This is a genomic window from Marinobacterium marinum (assembly GCF_013868415.1).
Classification (GTDB): domain Bacteria; phylum Pseudomonadota; class Gammaproteobacteria; order Pseudomonadales; family Balneatricaceae; genus Marinobacterium; species Marinobacterium marinum.
This window is the reverse complement of record NZ_JACEMT010000032.1, coordinates 14,260-30,484: the sequence shown is the minus strand read 5'-3', so window position 1 is coordinate 30,484 and position 16,225 is coordinate 14,260. Positions and strand designations below refer to the sequence as shown.

General features: G+C 51.5%; 19 protein-coding genes and 1 pseudogene. 12 read left to right on the top strand and 8 right to left on the bottom strand.

The window, feature by feature from the left end:
* Positions 1-235 precede the first annotated feature (235 nt).
* The 7 genes from H1S06_RS01830 to H1S06_RS01800 all read left to right on the top strand — a co-directional run bounded on the left by H1S06_RS01830 (position 236) and on the right by H1S06_RS01800 (position 5,206).
* A complete protein-coding gene (locus H1S06_RS01830) occupies positions 236-1,030 on the top strand; it encodes a hypothetical protein (protein ID WP_181736624.1) in 795 nt (264 codons plus the stop codon).
* Positions 1,031-1,146: 116 nt separating this feature from the next.
* Positions 1,147-1,848 (top strand): hypothetical protein, encoded by a 702-nt coding sequence (locus H1S06_RS01825; RefSeq protein ID WP_181736623.1) that lies wholly within the window; start codon positions 1,147-1,149, stop codon positions 1,846-1,848.
* Positions 1,849-1,926: 78 nt separating this feature from the next.
* On the top strand, positions 1,927-2,778 hold the full coding sequence (locus tag H1S06_RS01820) for a hypothetical protein (RefSeq protein WP_181736621.1): 852 nt from the start codon (positions 1,927-1,929) through the stop codon (positions 2,776-2,778).
* A gap of 100 nt (positions 2,779-2,878) precedes the next feature.
* Positions 2,879-3,487, top strand: a complete 609-nt coding sequence (locus tag H1S06_RS01815) for a hypothetical protein (RefSeq protein WP_181736618.1) — start codon at positions 2,879-2,881, stop codon at positions 3,485-3,487.
* Between the two features lie 160 nt (positions 3,488-3,647).
* Entirely contained in the window at positions 3,648-3,851 is a 204-nt protein-coding gene (locus H1S06_RS01810) for an excalibur calcium-binding domain-containing protein (RefSeq protein WP_220183725.1), read from the top strand.
* A 110-nt stretch (positions 3,852-3,961) separates the two neighbouring features.
* Positions 3,962-4,543, top strand: coding sequence for a DUF4304 domain-containing protein (locus tag H1S06_RS01805; RefSeq protein WP_181736614.1), 582 nt, complete (start codon positions 3,962-3,964; stop codon positions 4,541-4,543).
* A gap of 105 nt (positions 4,544-4,648) precedes the next feature.
* Positions 4,649-5,206 (top strand): hypothetical protein, encoded by a 558-nt coding sequence (locus H1S06_RS01800; protein ID WP_220183723.1) that lies wholly within the window; start codon positions 4,649-4,651, stop codon positions 5,204-5,206.
* A gap of 97 nt (positions 5,207-5,303) precedes the next feature.
* Here the strand turns inward: H1S06_RS01800 and H1S06_RS01795 are convergent, their stop codons facing one another.
* From H1S06_RS01795 to H1S06_RS01785, 3 genes are all read right to left on the bottom strand, one after another.
* Positions 5,304-6,035, bottom strand: coding sequence for an HD domain-containing protein (locus tag H1S06_RS01795; protein WP_181736611.1), 732 nt, complete (start codon positions 6,033-6,035; stop codon positions 5,304-5,306).
* Positions 6,036-6,081: 46 nt separating this feature from the next.
* Entirely contained in the window at positions 6,082-6,537 is a 456-nt protein-coding gene (locus H1S06_RS01790; protein ID WP_328515296.1) for a YidB family protein, read from the bottom strand.
* A gap of 63 nt (positions 6,538-6,600) precedes the next feature.
* The gene (locus H1S06_RS01785) at positions 6,601-6,846 is read right to left on the bottom strand and encodes a hypothetical protein (RefSeq protein WP_181736607.1); all 246 of its coding nucleotides are present in this window, start codon (positions 6,844-6,846) and stop codon (positions 6,601-6,603) included.
* A 272-nt stretch (positions 6,847-7,118) separates the two neighbouring features.
* Here H1S06_RS01785 and H1S06_RS01780 point away from each other — a divergent pair.
* From H1S06_RS01780 to H1S06_RS01770, 3 genes and pseudogenes are all read left to right on the top strand, one after another.
* Positions 7,119-7,256, top strand: a pseudogene (locus tag H1S06_RS01780) (AAA family ATPase); the annotation flags it as partial.
* A gap of 124 nt (positions 7,257-7,380) precedes the next feature.
* On the top strand, positions 7,381-8,166 hold the full coding sequence (locus H1S06_RS01775; protein WP_181736605.1) for a response regulator: 786 nt from the start codon (positions 7,381-7,383) through the stop codon (positions 8,164-8,166).
* A gap of 79 nt (positions 8,167-8,245) precedes the next feature.
* Positions 8,246-9,085, top strand: a complete 840-nt coding sequence (locus H1S06_RS01770) for a 23S rRNA (adenine(2030)-N(6))-methyltransferase RlmJ (RefSeq protein WP_181736603.1) — start codon at positions 8,246-8,248, stop codon at positions 9,083-9,085.
* A 2-nt stretch (positions 9,086-9,087) separates the two neighbouring features.
* On the opposite strand, the gene H1S06_RS01765 is transcribed toward H1S06_RS01770, so the two are convergent.
* Entirely contained in the window at positions 9,088-9,354 is a 267-nt protein-coding gene (locus H1S06_RS01765; protein WP_181736601.1) for a hypothetical protein, read from the bottom strand.
* Between the two features lie 413 nt (positions 9,355-9,767).
* Here H1S06_RS01765 and H1S06_RS01760 point away from each other — a divergent pair, with 413 nt between their 5' ends.
* Together H1S06_RS01760 and ilvN are read left to right on the top strand one after the other, a co-directional pair.
* Positions 9,768-11,489, top strand: a complete 1,722-nt coding sequence (locus H1S06_RS01760; RefSeq protein WP_181736599.1) for an acetolactate synthase 3 large subunit — start codon at positions 9,768-9,770, stop codon at positions 11,487-11,489.
* 2 nt (positions 11,490-11,491) lie between these two features.
* Positions 11,492-11,983, top strand: coding sequence for an acetolactate synthase small subunit (gene ilvN / locus H1S06_RS01755; RefSeq protein ID WP_181736597.1), 492 nt, complete (start codon positions 11,492-11,494; stop codon positions 11,981-11,983).
* Between the two features lie 71 nt (positions 11,984-12,054).
* On the opposite strand, the gene H1S06_RS01750 is transcribed toward ilvN, so the two are convergent.
* The 4 genes from H1S06_RS01750 to H1S06_RS01735 form a co-directional block, all read right to left on the bottom strand.
* Positions 12,055-12,873: an ABC transporter permease subunit gene (locus H1S06_RS01750; RefSeq protein WP_181736595.1), complete on the bottom strand. Its 819-nt coding sequence runs from the start codon at positions 12,871-12,873 to the stop codon at positions 12,055-12,057.
* Entirely contained in the window at positions 12,870-13,772 is a 903-nt protein-coding gene (locus H1S06_RS01745; RefSeq protein WP_181736593.1) for an ABC transporter permease subunit, read from the bottom strand. The genes H1S06_RS01750 and H1S06_RS01745 overlap by 4 nt, the downstream gene beginning before the upstream one ends.
* Positions 13,769-14,908 carry an ABC transporter ATP-binding protein gene (locus H1S06_RS01740; protein ID WP_181736591.1) on the bottom strand — a complete coding sequence of 380 codons (1,140 nt, stop codon included), beginning with the start codon at positions 14,906-14,908 and terminating at the stop codon, positions 13,769-13,771. The genes H1S06_RS01745 and H1S06_RS01740 overlap by 4 nt, the downstream gene beginning before the upstream one ends.
* Before the next feature lie 77 nt (positions 14,909-14,985).
* On the bottom strand, positions 14,986-16,086 hold the full coding sequence (locus tag H1S06_RS01735; protein ID WP_181736589.1) for a polyamine ABC transporter substrate-binding protein: 1,101 nt from the start codon (positions 16,084-16,086) through the stop codon (positions 14,986-14,988).
* Positions 16,087-16,225 lie beyond the last annotated feature (139 nt).

Below are 16,225 nucleotides of genomic sequence, written 5' to 3'. Positions count from 1 at the left end.
TCGAGCATGATCTGATTATAGTGTTGGTTATTGATGACACAGGTGGTTGGCGTACGTTGTACCCGCTGAGCACACTTTCGATACGTAGATTTACCTTTTTACAGGTGTCATGGAAATAAAACTGTTAATTATCAATTGGTTAAATTTATATTGGGTCATTATAAGGTATACCCGCTAATAATTATTATAAGGTAGTAGACCTTATAAATAGGCTGTTATACCTATTTGGAGAGTTATGTTTAAGGAATTAAGCACATCAATTAAAGCAAATTTATACGAACGCATATCAAGTCCCTTGATTGGAAGTATTGCAATTTCGTGGTTTTATTTTAATTGGCAATCAATTCTTTATATGGTTTTATCTGATGGAAAAATAGAAACTAAACTTCAAGTATTCACAGAGCAATATAGTAACCTAAACACCAACATCATTTACCCTGTTATTGCAGGTTCATTAATTGCGCTATTGTATCCTCTTGTTGCATATATACCGTTTTGGGTATGGGAAAAAGTACAACATGCTCAAAGAGCTTTGAAACAATCTTTATCTATGAAACAGCAACTTTCGGTCGAACAGTCTTTGCTTTTAAGACAAGAGATTTTAGACAAAGACAAACAAATCAGAAAAATAGTATCTGAGAATCAAGATGCAACAAATCAACTCAAAGATATAATTACGACACTCACTGAAGAAAACGCTGAGTTGTATCATAAACTTTCTGAGTTAACTCCCCCCGACCCGAAAGCAGATCCTAGTAAAATTCAATTAACCGACACTGAATATCAAATATTAAATGCACATACTGGATTAAAAGATGGGCATGTTCAAATAGCAGCAGATATTGCCTCTACACTCAACTTGGACTTGGATAAAGTATCAATTGCTTTAAAACAATTAGAATCACAAAATTTCATTAAGTATAACGCAATGGTTGAAGATGATGACGGTAAAGATGTTCCAGGATATATCCTTGATGAACTAGGGCGAAAATACTTAGGCTATAAAAAGGGACAATTAGCAAATAAATAGGTATAACAAACGCCTCAACAAAGGACGTAAAAAGCTTGGCTTGCGTCACTTCGTTCCTAATTTTAGCCAAGCATTTTACGCCTGTTAGGCGGGCGTTACACACCTAAGGAGGAAGCGTGTCTGATTCGGGACCGTCAATTTCAAAAATAGTAGCTTCAAGTACCAGTTTTGTTGAAAAAGCAGTGGAGTTTCGGCACTTCATGCTTTTTACTTCCTTCATATTGCTGCTTGATTCTTGTTTAGTAATATTCTTTGGAAAGAACATATTGTCTTCGTTTCAGAATCTAAATGAGCCGGAGGTGAATGCAGCGAATGCAATTATTTTTCTTGGTGTTTTCTTCTTTGGAATGGCGCTATTTTTTCCAGCATTACGCCAGATTAGTAGATTAGGTGTTGCATGGGTGTATTTTAAATGGTTTTGGAGTTCGGCAAAGGAAAATAATCTTAGCGATGGCTGGCATTATCCGTCACTAATAAAAGATAGAGCGTTGAAGAAAAAAGACAAGGTTGTTCTAGATATAGTTGAGAAGCATGAAGAGGAAATCAAGATCAAGCATGTAAATCTGAATGTGGGCTTTGCGCTAGTCTCTCTTTTCGCCTTAAATTATCTTGTTCTGGGTGCCGAAAACCTAATCACGATTACACAACAAGCGGAGCTTCTTCTAGATAAAGACTTTGGCTTTTGGGTTAACCGGTTCATCAACGCCGGCATGGCTGTATTTGTTATTTTTAATTTATTCATGCTTTGCTTGTCGCTTAATCCTATTGAAGAAGATAAAGTTTATATACCAGGTGGTAACGATGATGAAAATGTGTAACAAAGTGCTGCTAGGGACAAACCTACGCTTCGCTCCGGTTTGCCCCAGAGCACGGCGTTAGCAGGCTAGGAGAAAATAGTGAAACGTGAAAATGAAAGAAGTTTGATCCCTTTACTTATCGTTTCCGGCGTTGTTGCTGCGCCTATAATATTTATTCTTGGCCTAGTTACAGGAAGTCAAATACAGCTCTCAAACTTACTTACAGCTGATTCACTTTCTTCTTGGACTAGTGCATTAGCAACTGTAGCAATTGCCATATTGACTTTTATATTGGCAAAAGAAACTTGGTATCTGCGTGAAGCACAGATTGAACAGGTAAACGAGCTCAAACGAGAGAATATACGCCCTAACGTTTCACTTCGATTAAAAAATAGCCCAGTTTCCTTTAATTTAATCGAGGTGGAAATTAATAATCTTGGTAAAGGAATAGCGCGAAATTTGAAATTTAAGTTTTCAGATAGTAGCGGGTCCGAAATTTTTGATACAGATAATCCTATAGTTGATGAATTCTTGAAACTTCATATTTTTTCAGAAGGAATACATTCCCTTGGTATAGGCCAAAAAGTTGAGAGCTTCCTATTTAGCTTTTTTGATTTAAAAGGAAAGCTAGATGGTGACGATGTTTTTTCCCCTTTTTTTAAAATCGAAATAACATTTTCAGATGTGAACGGTGAGCAGTATTCAAATGAATTAGTTGTGGATTTCAAAGAGTATAAGGGAGTTTCTGAAGTCGGTGGAGGCGACCCTTTACATAAAATAGCTGATGACTTGAATAAGCTAACAGAGCAGTTTGGTAAGGTAGTTAACTCATCACCTAATAGGCTCCAGGTGAATACGTACTCTTCAGCTGACCGTGAAGAAGAAAGCCGTCTTCGTCAGCAACGATATGAAGACTGGAAGAAACAGCAAGAGAAAAAGGCTGAACAGTAGTGTTTAAAGAAAACTGCTAACAAACGTAAGCACTTGACCCAAAAAAGCTACGCTTTTTCGGTCAAGTGTTACGGGCATTACATGAAAAGGAAGCTTAAGAATGTTTGACAAGGCGTTTGAGTTCATTTCTCAGGGAGAATACGCCGCGTTTTCCATCGCGATTGTTTTGGGTATTTTGTTTAACCTGAAAAATATCTTGTCCTTCACAGATACCTATAAAAAGAGAAGGATTGAGCTATTGAAGGAGGCTGTGTCCATAGGTTCGATAAATGGAAATCTGAAAGTTCATTTCGAAGATGAAATAGAAAATGAATATTTTAGACTGGTCCATAAAGTGAAGATGGAGAAGGTTATTAGGGATGCATGCATTGATTGGTACGCAAGACTGAACAGAGAGCTTTCGATTTCTCATTTTATAAGAGCTAGAAGCCATTTAGAGATAAATGATGGTAAATTAGAGGTAAAAATATCGAATTTCGATAGGATTGGCTATTGGTACAATATGATAGCTGGTGTTTTATTGTTGTTAATAGGTTTCCCGTTTTTGGCAATGACAAATGCCGTTCAGTCACAATCGATAGCTGGAATTTTTGTTGTGATTGGAGTTTCTCTGTTTTTAATAGTTTTTGGGTTATTTCTATTATCCCAGACGTTTTCGGTTGTTTCCGCAAAGAGGGTGCAGGAAGCAATTGAGGGATATCTCATGTAACAAGTCACGGAAGGCGGACGGCTTTCAGCCGCCGCTTCGTTTAGCGTTATAGCTCTATCAACTTAGGATCTTGAGTTTGAAAAAAATTATTCTCGTAGCACTTATCGGCTTTGGTGCGTGGAACTATTACACAAAAAATGTAGATTCTACGCCTAACCCTATGCCGCGCTCTTCTGGAATAGCCGAAACTCGTAGGGAGGCACCTGTTCATACTTCCCAAACTAGCTTCAGGTGTGACGGACGCCAGCATTGCAGTCAAATGACATCCAGGGCCGAGGCTGAGTTTTTTATAAGAAATTGCCCAAATACAAAGATGGATGGTGATCGTGACGGCATCCCTTGTGAAAACGACTCCCGGTTCTAACCGCGACAGCTATAACAAGAGACTATAACAAACCAAGGCGGCGGGAAAATTTTGCATCGCTGCGTTAAAAAATATTCCCTGCTTTGGGTGTTGATTTATTTGGAGAGATGATGAGCGAAATCGGAAAAAAGATAGATAAGGTAATCAAGGAAGGGCTCTCTAAAATCATGAAAGAAAATGGTTTTAAGAAAAGTGGCCGTACTTTCTTAAAAAAAGTGGAAGATGGCTGGCATATAGTAAATGTACAATCGAGTTCAGGTAATCTAGGTGTAGATGGAAAATTTTCTGTAAATCTAGGCATAATAAGTAACGTCATTTCTGAAAAATCTGGCTTAAAGATACCCTTAAAACCGAAAGAATATGATTCCACTGTAAGAGAGCGTCTAGGAATATTAGTGCATGGAAATGATTATTGGTGGGATATATCAGATGATACAGATATATTAAACCTGGCTAACGAAATTTCAGAAAACATGTCCAGGTATGGTTTTCCTTGGCTTCAGAATTATTCGAGTATTAAAAATATATCCGATAAATTGAAACAACAACCATCCTTACAGTCGATTTCTGCGGCACTACTTGCGGGTAATGAGTCAGAGGCCAAAGCAAGGTATGATAAAATTTTATTAGATAGGCCTGCCGCTAAATCCATGTTTAAATCATGGGCAAGAAATTCGGGGCTATCGTGGTAAAAGCACTTAGATAAGAAGTAACCGACCACTAAAAGTGTCACTCAAATTACTTTTTAATCAAAGTGTCTGCTTTTTTTATAAGACCACTCTTTTGGATTAAAAAAATTGAAACGCATAACTAGGGACTTCATAACATTATTCAATGTTCTTTGGTATCGAGACTTTCCCCTAACAAAGGAGCACAAAGAAATAGCCTCAAGAGCTGAATGGACAACCCATATAGGGTTCTGTGCTAGAACTGCTTCGGATTTACTTGGTTATTTCATGTATTTTGAGCATGGAAATAGAACTGATGCTGTTATGAAAGATAATGCTGAAAACGTAGTTGCAAATTTAGAATGGGAGTGGTATGAACCTAGAAAGATTGAAAAGGTGAATGAAGTTAGGCAGTTATATGAAGCAAAAGAAAAATGCCAATTTTCAGTTTTTGTAACCTATTCTGATAACAATTTTTATGACGATAATTTAAATGCCGTTAAAAGCCAATGGGGTGATTCCGCCGAGCCCATTGTGCTTTTTTTGGTGAGGTTCAACCGTAAAGGAAAGAGAGTCTTTGACACAATAGAAACACATCATATTCAAAATGGTAGAAGCAAAAAAATCAGAAGCCAGCCTGCTTTGCCTTGGCATGCGGAAGGCAAGCGTTGGGAAGATTGGAGTTAACAAATAACTGTGTTCGTAAATCCAACCTTCAAATTTTTAATACCTCAATCCCCGACAACCATGATCCGCAGGTCATACCGGTTCATGGCGTTGGATGTCAGGATTCTTCCGCCATGCGTCGGGCGTCTGCCCACAGGGTTCGCACCAGTTTTTTCAGGCTGGCGTCACCCTGAGTGAGGACGCCGACTTCCAGGCGTTTTTCTTCCAGGTAGCCACCCAGGGCAAATTCGGGATCGAAGCGGCCGATGGAGGCCAGGTTGGAGGCGATATCGGCCAGTTTGACGGTATGCACTTCGGCATCTCCGGCGGCCAGGCGTTGGCGGTCGCGCCGTTTGCGTTCTTCTCTGCCAATGGTCGGGTTGGCAGAGCCGGTCAGGCAGCGTACGCCGTCGGCGATGGGAGCGCCGAAGAGGCGTTCGATATCACGCAGGGTGACTGAGGTGTCTTCAACGATGTCGTGCAGCCAGGCCAGGGCGAGCGCGCGGGGGCTGCCGTAGCTTGAAGTGGCGACCAGCCCGGCCACTTCGGACAGGTGTTTCCAGTAGGGTTCGGTGGTGTAGCGTCGTTGCTGCCCTGCGTGGGCGTCCAGTGCATATTCACGGATTTGCCTCAGGCAGGGGCCTTCGTGTTCCGTGTCCAGCAGGACCAGCGAGCCCGAAGGCTGAGTCGCGCGGCTGTCAAAACCGAGGCCCGCTTTTTTGGTGGGGACGTAGCTGGAGGTGGGTGCAACGGTCTCGAACAGGTCGGGCCGTGCCGAGGTCAGGTTTTCGTCCGGCCCCAGCAGGTCGCTTAGGTTTTCAAATGAATGTTCGTCATCCTGGGCTGACATGGTGTGTCCTCGTCCGTTGAGTTGACGGTTGCTCGAATCCCGCCGGTTAGAAAAGTTTGCCGAGCAGGCCCTTGGCCAGGCCGCCAACAGCGTTGCCCAGCAGGTCGCCGCCTTCGCTGTTGTTATCGATCAGTTCCGGCAGCATCTGAGCCAGACCGCCGGTGGCGGTGTCCTGGCCCAATCCCAGGCTATTGGCAAAGGTTGCAATACGGTCGCTGCCGAGTATCTCCAGCAGGGCCGAGGGTGAGAGCGCGGCGTTGTCGCCTCCGCCCAGCCAGGAGGAAGCCAGATTGGCGAGGCCTTCGTTGCCGTTGGTGAATTGCGCAATCAGGGCGCCCAGGTCCAGTTCGCCATTCTGAGTTGGCAGCAGGTTCTGCAGGGCTGTGGCAACACTGCCCAGATCCAGCTGGTTACCGTTGCTGCCCAGTTTGCTGATAAACAGTTGTGCCGCCATGTTGATCAGGCTCATTGTGTGTCCTCGTGTCCCGTGAGTGGATTGCACTCCGGTGGTATCGGTGTAGTGAGCCGGCCAGAAGCACAGTGCCTCTGACCGGGCGCGTGTGGGTTAGAGTTTGTCCAGCTCGGCATCAAAGTAGGTGGCGGCAGCATCGGTAAAGTCGAACGTGGCCCGGATGTATTTCAGGGTATCCAGTTCGGTGCCGGTCACGCCTTGGCCATCGTTGGCCGATTTCAGCAGGTCGGCGGCTTCATCCTTTGAAATTTTGCCTTCGCCGCGCCCGGTGGTGTGGGCTTTGGCCAGTTCGAGCAGTTCTTTTTCGTACTTGTTACCGTCAATTGTCACGTAAGCCATGGTGTGTTCCCTTGTTACGGTAGAAAGTTAGGTGGTGCACGGACAAAACGCTGTACCAGCGCCGGTATCACTGTAAGCACTGTGGATGAAGGGGAGATGAAGCGGGTATGGGTCCGTGTGCCCCTGCGCACCATGCCGTTCGCCCTGATGTGATACCGAAGCCTTGGCTTTGGAGTGTAGCCGAAACCCGTGAAGTTGAATATCCGGCTGATCATTCGGGGTGGTAAGGTGACATAAGGGAAATGGGTCTATCGAGTCAGGGTCGGACGTTTATGTTGAAAGCACTTTCCATTGAAAATTATCGCTCCATTTTGAAGTTGACGATTCCGTTGGGGCAGGTGACGGTGATTACCGGGCCCAACGGCAGCGGCAAGTCCAATCTGTACAAGGCGCTGCGCTTGTTGGCGCAGGCCGGTGCTGCATCATGATGGTCGAGTCGTTAAATGACGACGGAGCAGGTTCGGGGCTTTAGTCCGAAGGCGCTTTGTGGGACAGTGTGGTTTCCAGGCAGCTGTGATGAATGAACAGGGTTCGATGAGCAAACTGAATATATTGGTAGTGGATGATGCCCGTTTTATCCGCGAACGTGTAACCGCCATGGTGCAGGAGGCCTTCCCTGACTTCAATGTGCAGTCTGTGGAAAATGGTCTGCAGGCGCGTCAGGCGATGCAGAAGCAGACGTTTGACCTGATTCTCTGTGACTGGGAAATGCCGGAAATGAGCGGGCTGGAGGTGCTGCAGTGGACCCGTTCGCAGGAGCGCTATCGAACGACGCCATTTCTGATGGTGACCAGCCGGGGCGAGCGTGAATATGTGCTCAAGGCGATTCAGGCGGGGGTGAACGATTACCTGGGCAAGCCGTTTACCCGTGAGCAGCTGGTACAGAAAATGGTTAAGGCCCTGAGCAAGCGTCAGCAGCTCAGCCCCGAGCAGCAGGAGCGAGCGGCGGCGATGCTGGCGGCGGATCAGCAGAAGCAGCCGGTGTCCGATCCGGTACGCAGTCCGGCCCGGCCCAAGGGGTTGGCACAGTTGCGCAATAGTCAGCACATGTTCCGGTGTGCGATCAAGGATCTCAATCTGCGGGAGATCAAGGTGGTGATCAAGAATGAGGGCGCGTTTCCGCAGGTACTGGAACAGGTGGTGGTCGATATCGAACAGCTGTCCGGTGACAGTGTCGCGCGCATCAACGGGTTTGTGACGGCGGTGCAGGCAACGGAACAGAAGCTGGATGCGGCCTATGTGGATGTCCGCGTGAGCTTTATGGATGACGACCCTGAAAAGCTGGCACATTTGTCGAAATACATCGCCAGTGTCCGTTGAGTCCTGAATCTCGATCTCTGCAGGTATTATTTCGTTTTACTCATGATGCCCTGTGCGGGTATCTGTCTTGGAAGTATTTATGCTCAGTTATCAGCACGGCTTTCATGCCGGCAACTTCGCCGATGTTCACAAACACTTGATTCTGACGCTGCTGCTGCAGTCCTTGAACCGCAAGTCCAAGCCCTGGAGCTACCTGGAAACGCACGGCGGACGGGCGCGGTATGAGCTGAGCAGCGTGCAGGCGCTGAAGACCGGCGAGTTCCGTGACGGTATTGCCCGGCTTTGGCAGCAGCCGGTGCCCGCGGCGGTGCAGGGTTATCTGGAGCAGGTTGCGGCGGTCAATGGTGATGCCCTGTCGGTGTACCCCGGTTCACCGTTGTTGGCAGCGCGACTGGGGCGCGAGGCCGACAATATTCATGTCATGGAGCTTCACCCCGCCGAGGCCGAGGCGCTGAAGGCGGTGTTTCGTCAGGACGCCCGCGTGGCGGTGCATCATCGTGACGGCTATGAAGGGGTGCTGGCGCTGTTGCCGCCCAAACCCAATCGTGGGGTGGTGTTGATCGATCCCTCGTTCGAGGTCAAGGATGAATACCGCCAGTTGGTGCGGTTCATCGAAAAGGCGTACCAGCGCTGGTCCAATGGCTGTTTTGCGATCTGGTATCCGTTGTTGCCGGCAGGGCACTGGCTGCAGATGAAGCAGGCACTGGCAGCGAGCGGCATTCGCAATATATTGTGCAGCGAGCTGGAAGTGAGCCCTGCGGGAGAAGAGCGGGGTATGTATGGCAGCGGGATGCTGCTTATCAACCCGCCCTGGCAGCTGGACCAGACGCTGGCGGAGGTATCGCCCTGGCTGGTGGAGCAGCTGCAGGTGAGTGCGGGTTCCGGTACCGGTCGCGTGGAGTGGCTGGTACCCGAATAAACTCAGTAAAGCGCTTTTTCGTCGCGTACGACGTCGATCAGCAGTTCCAGGAACAGGCGGTCGGCGTCACTCTGTTCCAGAGGAATCTTGACGTTGGTGGTGGAAGACAGTTCCTCGGCGATCATCAGTTCGGCATTTTTTTCGTCGAAGTGTTTGCGGGCGATTTCCAGTGCCCGGTCGCTGATTTCGGGTTCCACCAGCACCTTGCGGATAAAGCGCAGAAGCTCGTTGATCACGCGCTCCTTGTTTTTAATCTCGGCAATACTCATCTTGTGCTCTCCGGCAAAGAAACTGAAGTTGTGTCTACTATACCGCCAATGGCAGGTCAGGCCCAGCCTATGTCTTTAGTGGCAAATCGGCCCTCGTTCGGGGGTGGGCGGTTGATCGAATATTGTCAAGGTGCGAAAATGGTTGGCTATTTTATTTATAGGCTTGCGGTGGTAGGAAATCCCGAGACCGCGGGTGGTTTTAAGCGCTACCCGGCTTAAGTCTCAGAACAGGTCTGTTGGGCAAGAAGATCCTCGCCTGACCAGCACCCGAACACGAGCCATCCAACAACTGCCGCGTTGGGCAGACGCAGTGACGACAACATCATGCTGCGTGCGGCCGTGTTCATCGTTGCAGAAACGCTGAAACTGTTAGTTCACCGGCAGGGTGCCGGTGCTGAGTAGAGGGTACAACAGTGGAATTACTTTCAGGCGCAGAAATGGTGGTGCGCGCGCTCAGAGATGAGGGCGTCAAATACATCTATGGCTATCCGGGCGGTTCGTTGCTACACGTATACGATGCCCTGTTCCAGCAGGAAGATGTGCAACACGTTCTGGTGCGCCATGAGCAGGCGGCAACTCACATGGCGGATGCTTATGCGCGTGCAACCGGCAAGGCCGGCGTCGCGCTGGTGACATCCGGTCCGGGTGCAACCAATGCGGTCACCGGTATTGCCACCGCATTCACGGACTCCATTCCGATGGTCGTGATTACCGGTCAGGTCATGAGTCACCTGATTGGTGAAGATGCCTTCCAGGAAACCGACATGCTGGGCATTTCCCGCCCGGTGGTGAAGCACAACTTCAGCGTACAGCGCCCGGAAGACATCCCGGCCATCGTGCGCAAGGCGTTCCATATTGCCGAAAGCGGACGTCCGGGTCCGGTTGTGATTGACGTGCCCAAGGATATGACGACGCCGACCGAGCGTTATCCGTACGAATATCCCAAGCAGGTCAAAATGCGTTCGTATACGCCGATCACGCGTGGCCACAGCGGTCAGATCAAGAAGGCGACCGATCTGCTGCTGACCGCCAAGCGTCCGGTGATCTATACCGGCGGTGGCGTGATTCTGGGTGGTGCCAGCGATGAGCTGACCGAACTGTCGCGCATGCTGAATTTCCCGGTGACCAACACCCTGATGGGGCTGGGCGGCTTCCCGGGTACGGATCGTCAGTTCATCGGCATGCTGGGCATGCATGGTAGCTACGAAGCCAACATGGCGATGCATCATGCCGACCTGATTCTGGCGGTTGGTGCGCGTTTTGATGACCGCGTGACCAACGCCACCGACAAGTTCTGTCCGACGGCCAAGATCATTCATATCGATATTGATCCGGCCTCCATCTCCAAGACCGTCCAGGCGGATATTCCGATCGTGGGCCCGGCCAAGGTCGTATTGGAAGAGATGATTCAGCTGGTGAAAGGCAGCAAGAAACAGCCGGATACCGCAGCCATACAGTCCTGGTGGCAGCAGATCGACGAATGGCGTCAGCGCCACGGTGGCCGTTTCCGCACCGACGATTCCGATCTGATGAAACCTCAGCAGGTAATCGAGATGCTGAGCAAGGTCACCAACGGCGATGCCTTTGTGACCTCGGACGTGGGCCAGCACCAGATGTTCGCGGCGCAGTACTACAAGTTCAACAAGCCGAACCGCTGGATCAACTCCGGTGGTCTGGGCACCATGGGCTTCGGTTTTCCGGCAGCCATGGGCGTGAAGATGAACTTCCCGGATGCCGACGTGGCCTGTGTCACCGGCGAGGGCAGCATCCAGATGAACATTCAGGAACTCTCCACCTGCAAACAGTACGACCTGCCGGTGAAGATTCTCTGTCTGAACAACCAGTCGCTGGGCATGGTTCGTCAGTGGCAGGACATGAACTACGAGTCGCGTCACTCCCAGTCCTACATGAAGTCGCTGCCTGACTTCGTCAAGCTGGTCGAGGCCTATGGCCATGTGGGGATGAAGGTCGAGAAATACTCTGATCTGGAAGGAGCCATGCGCGAAGCCTTCGCCTTGAAGGATCGCCTGGTCTTCATGGATATCGCGGTCGATCCGTTCGAGCACGTTTATCCGATGCAGGTGCCGCGTGGTGCCATGCGTGACATGTGGTTGAGCAAGACAGAGAGGACCTGAACATGCGCCATATTATCTCAGTTCTGATGGAGAACGAACCGGGCGCACTGTCGCGTGTAGTGGGTCTGTTTTCCCAGCGTAACTTCAACATCGAGTCGCTGACGGTTGCGCCGACCGAAGATGCCACCCTGTCTCGTCTGACGGTGACCACCATCGGTAACGATCGAGTGGTGGAGCAGATCACCAAGCAGCTGAATAAGCTGATCGATGTGGTGAAGGTGGTTGATCTGTCCGAAGGCGAGCATGTCGAACGTGAAGTGATGATGATCAAGCTGAAGGCCAGTGGCCAGATGCGTGCGGAGATCAAGCGTACCTGCGATATCTTCCGTGGTCAGATCATCGATGTGACAGCGACCACTTATACGGTGCAGCTGGTGGGTGCGTCCGATAAGCTGGATGCCTTCATCAGTGCGCTGGGCAGTGCGTCCATTATGGAAGTAGTACGCTCGGGTGTGTGTGGCATTGCGCGCGGCGAGAAAGTACTGAGTCTCTAAGACCGTCATTCTCAGCCGTAAAAAAACCGCTGGTCGTGTAACAACGGCCAGCGGTTTTTTTTGCATCGCGTTCAGAGGTTGTCCGAGCGGCCATGCTTTTCCTGTCGCCAGAGGATATAGCCGGCAATCAGCACGGCCATCGCGACCAGCCCCACAATGATGGTGGCCAGGGCGTTGATTTCCGGGCTGACACCCAGGCGTACGCTGGAATAGACCACCATTGGCAGCGTGGTGGCACCCGGGCCAGAGACGAAACTGGCTACGACCAGGTCGTCCAGCGAGAGCGTAAAGGCCAGTAGCCAGCCGGCGGCCAGTGAGGGGGCGATCAGTGGCAGGGTAATGGTGAAAAAAACCTTGATGGGACGAGCACCCAGATCCAGTGCAGCTTCTTCCAGCGACAGGTCCATGTGCGCCAGTCGACTCTGGACCACCACCGCGACATAGGCCATGGCAAAGGTCGTGTGGGCGATGACGATAGTGGTCATGCCTCGGCCGGCGGGCCAGCCGATGACGTTTTCCATGGCGACAAACAGTAGCAGCAATGACAGGCCGATGATCACTTCGGGCATGACCAGCGGAGCCGTGACCATGACTTCCAGTGAACCACGGCCTCGAAAACGGCGGAAGCGTACCAGGGCCAGAGCCGCCAGGGTGCCGAGCACCACCGACAGGGTCGCGGTCAGAGCGGCAATACGAATACTGAGCCAGGCGGCACTGAGCAAGGGGCCGTTTTGCAGCAGCTCGGCATACCATTTGGTACTGAATCCGCTCCAAACCGTGACCAGACGGCTTTCGTTGAACGAATAGACGATCAGGCTGACGATCGGGATATACAGGAAGGCATATCCGAACAGCAGGATCGTAATCAGCAGTGGCAGGCGGCGGTTCATGTGGCGGCCTCCTCTGCACGGCGCTCAAAATGGCGCAGCAGGACAAAGGGGATGATCAGCGCCAGCAGTAACAGGGCTGCCAGCGATGAGGCCAGCGGCCAGTCCTTGTTGCTGAAAAATTCGGTCCACATCAGTTTGCCGAGCATCAGGGTATTGGGGCCACCCAGCAGATCCGGGATCACGAATTCGCCCATGACGGGAATGAACACCAGCATGGCGCCGGCCAGCACGCCGGGCATCGACAGGGGCAGGGTGATCAGCAAAAACTGCTTCCAGGGGCGGCACCCCAGGTCAGCTGCCGCTTCGAGCAGCGTCAAATCAAGCCGGATCAGGGTGGCGTACAGCGGCAGCACTACAAACGGCAGATAGTTGTAGACCACGCCGATGTACACGGCGATGGGGGTATGCATGATCTCCAGCGGGCTGTCGATCAGTCCCAGGCCCATCAGCAGGTTGTTGAGCAGACCGTTGCCCTTGAGAATACCGATCCAGGCGTAGATACGGATCAGGAAAGAGGTCCAGAACGGCAGAATGATCAACATCAGTAATGGCAGTCGCCAGTGTGCGGGCGAGCGGGCGATGGCGTAGGCCATGGGGTAGCCGATCAACAGGCAAAAAAGAGTCGACAACGTGGCGATCTTGAGCGAGCCCAGCAGGGCGCTCAGATAGAGCGAGTCTTCCAGCAACATCTGGTAGTTGCTGAAGTTGACCACGATGGTGACAAAACCGTCTTCGATTTCGCGGATCAGGTCCATGTAGGGCGGTTGAGCCAGTACGGGTTCGGACAGGCTGATCTTGAGCACGAACAGAAACGGCAACAGGAAAAACAGCGCCAGCCAGAACCAGGGTACGGCGATGATCAGGTTGCGGGCCGGTGGCAGGTGTGACGACAGCTTCATTCGGTCAGCACTCCGCAGCTGTTGGCGGACCAGCCCAGCAGAATTTCCTCATCCCAGGTCAGCGGCTGCTCGGCCAATGCCTGAATATTGGATTGGGTGAACTGTACGCGTTTGCCGCCGGGCAGTTCGACATGGTAAATGGATACGTCGCCCAGGTAGGCGATCTCCTTGATCTGTCCGCGCAACTGGTTGGGGGCCTCCTCTTCCAGCCGGTTCAGAACACGGATTTTTTCCGGGCGCAGAGCGACCGTGACTTCCATGCCCGGGATCAATGGCTGACTGTGGCGCACCAGCAGTTGGCTATCGGCCTCATCGCACTGAATCAGGACCTGGTCATCATCCTGCTGGATCACGTAGCCGTCGAACAGGTTGACCGACCCGATGAAGCCTGCCGCATAGCGGGTGGAGGGAAATTCATACAGCCGGCGCGGTGGGTCGACCTGCTCGATGCGGCCTTCGTGCATCAGGGCGATGCGGGACGACATGGTCATCGCTTCTTCCTGATCGTGGGTGACGACGATAAAGGTGATGCCCAGACGTTCCTGAATATTGACCAGTTCGAATTGGGTCTGCTCGCGCAGCTTTTTGTCCAGTGCGCCCAGAGGTTCGTCCAGCAGCAGAATCTTGGGGTGTTTGGCCAGAGCGCGGGCCAGGGCGACACGCTGGCGCTGGCCACCGGACAACTGATGCGGCTTGCGTTTGGCCAGGGGCTCGATCTGTACCAGCGCCAGCATTTCCGCAACGCGTGCTTCGCGTTCGGCGCGCGGCATGCCTTCCTGCTTGAGGCCGAAGGCGATGTTGTCGGCCACGTTCATGTGCGGGAACAGGGCATAGGACTGAAACATCATATTGACCGGGCGTTCGTAGGCCGGAATGTTGGTCACGTCCTGGCCATCGATATAGATGTGGCCGCTGGTGGGGGTTTCAAATCCGGCCAGCATCCTCAGCAGTGTTGTCTTGCCACAGCCGGATGAGCCCAGCAGTGAGAAAAACTCGCCCTGATGAATGTTCAGGCTGATGTCGTCCACGGCATAAAAGGCTCCGAAGCGTTTGGTGACGTTGTCGATACGAACGATCGGCTCACCTTCGGGAGCCTGCCAGGGCTCTTCGGGTTTGAACTGGCGCACATTGGTCATTGTCGTTGGATGTCTCCCTTTAAAAAGAGACCCCTGTCAAGGCAGGGGCGGTGCGGGTTAAAAAATCAGACAGGTATTCAGTGGCCCGTCTTGACGCGGGTCCAGCTGCGGTTCAGGTCGCGAATCTGACGCTCTGACGGTGTCGGCGTGATTTTCAGCTTGGCCCGGGTCGCGGCCGGCGGGTAGATGCCCGCATTTTCGCGGATATCGGCTGCTACTTGTTCGGTTGCCGCCAGGTTGGCATTGGCGTAGGCAACATAATCGGTGATGGGTGCAATGACTTCCGGCTGCAGCAGGTAGTTGATGAAGGCATGCGCGGCGGTCGGGTTGGGAGCGTCGGCCGGGATCGCCATGACATCGGTCCACATCAGGGCTCCCTGAGCCGGGACGACATAGGCAATTTCAACACCGTTGCCGGCTTCAGCCGCGCGATCGCGTGCCTGCAGCACATCTCCGGAGTAGCCATGGGCGACGCAGATATCGCCGTTGGCCAGATCATTGATGTATTGAGAGCTGTGGAAGTAGCGGATGTGCGAGCGCACACCGGTAACCACTTCGCTGGCGGCCTTGATGGAGGCCTTGCTGAAGTCATCGGTTTCAGCACCGCGATAGATGTTGGCGGCGACCAGCACTTCGGTGGGGTCATCCATCAGGGTGACGCCACAGCTGGCCAGGCGCGCAACAATTTCGGGGTCGAACAGCAGACGCCAGCTGTCCAGCGGCATGTCGTCGCCGAGAATTTCACGGACTTTCTTGACGTTGTAACCGATGCCGCTGGAACCCCACATGTAGGGGATCAGGTGTGCGTTGTCCGCGTCGATTTCGGCCAGTGACGACATGATGGCGGGGTCCAGGTTGTCCAGCCCCTGCAGCTGCTGCTTGTCCAGCGGCAGGTAAAGTCCGGCCTTGATGTGGCGCTCCGCAAAGGGACGGGCGGTTGGAAAAATCAGGTCATAGCCGCTGCGTCCGGCCAGCAGCTTGGCTTCCATCACCTCATTGGCATCGTAGACATCATAGACCACGTCAATGCCGGTCTTCTGCTCGAACTGCTTGATGGTGTCTGCGGCAATATAGTCGGACCAGTTGTAGATATGCAGTTGTTCGGCAGCCTGAGCGGTGCTGCTGGTCAGGACCAGAGTGGATAGCAGGTATTTGAATCCATTGAATATTTTTTTCATCGCCTCGTATCTCCGGCAACGCTGTGAAAGACAGGGAAAAGGATAGGTTCGGGAGTGATGTGGCTGCGAACGCAGCGGGCACAATTCAAGGCGAGAATATGGAGCAAAAAGCGGGCAAAAAAAAGCCTTTTTTGCCCTT

Coding starts and splice junctions, on each gene's coding strand:
- H1S06_RS01740 (WP_181736591.1), bottom strand. CDS start 14,908: ATGACCAATGTGCGCCAGTTCAAACCCGAAGAGCCCTGGCAGGCTCCC.
- ilvN (WP_181736597.1), top strand. CDS start 11,492: ATGCGCCATATTATCTCAGTTCTGATGGAGAACGAACCGGGCGCACTG.
- H1S06_RS01735 (WP_181736589.1), bottom strand. CDS start 16,086: ATGAAAAAAATATTCAATGGATTCAAATACCTGCTATCCACTCTGGTC.
- H1S06_RS01770 (WP_181736603.1), top strand. CDS start 8,246: ATGCTCAGTTATCAGCACGGCTTTCATGCCGGCAACTTCGCCGATGTT.
- H1S06_RS01745 (WP_181736593.1), bottom strand. CDS start 13,772: ATGAAGCTGTCGTCACACCTGCCACCGGCCCGCAACCTGATCATCGCC.
- H1S06_RS01750 (WP_181736595.1), bottom strand. CDS start 12,873: ATGAACCGCCGCCTGCCACTGCTGATTACGATCCTGCTGTTCGGATAT.
- H1S06_RS01795 (WP_181736611.1), bottom strand. CDS start 6,035: ATGTCAGCCCAGGATGACGAACATTCATTTGAAAACCTAAGCGACCTG.
- H1S06_RS01765 (WP_181736601.1), bottom strand. CDS start 9,354: ATGAGTATTGCCGAGATTAAAAACAAGGAGCGCGTGATCAACGAGCTT.
- H1S06_RS01810 (WP_220183725.1), top strand. CDS start 3,648: ATGCCGCGCTCTTCTGGAATAGCCGAAACTCGTAGGGAGGCACCTGTT.
- H1S06_RS01785 (WP_181736607.1), bottom strand. CDS start 6,846: ATGGCTTACGTGACAATTGACGGTAACAAGTACGAAAAAGAACTGCTC.
- H1S06_RS01775 (WP_181736605.1), top strand. CDS start 7,381: ATGAGCAAACTGAATATATTGGTAGTGGATGATGCCCGTTTTATCCGC.
- H1S06_RS01805 (WP_181736614.1), top strand. CDS start 3,962: ATGAGCGAAATCGGAAAAAAGATAGATAAGGTAATCAAGGAAGGGCTC.
- H1S06_RS01815 (WP_181736618.1), top strand. CDS start 2,879: ATGTTTGACAAGGCGTTTGAGTTCATTTCTCAGGGAGAATACGCCGCG.
- H1S06_RS01830 (WP_181736624.1), top strand. CDS start 236: ATGTTTAAGGAATTAAGCACATCAATTAAAGCAAATTTATACGAACGC.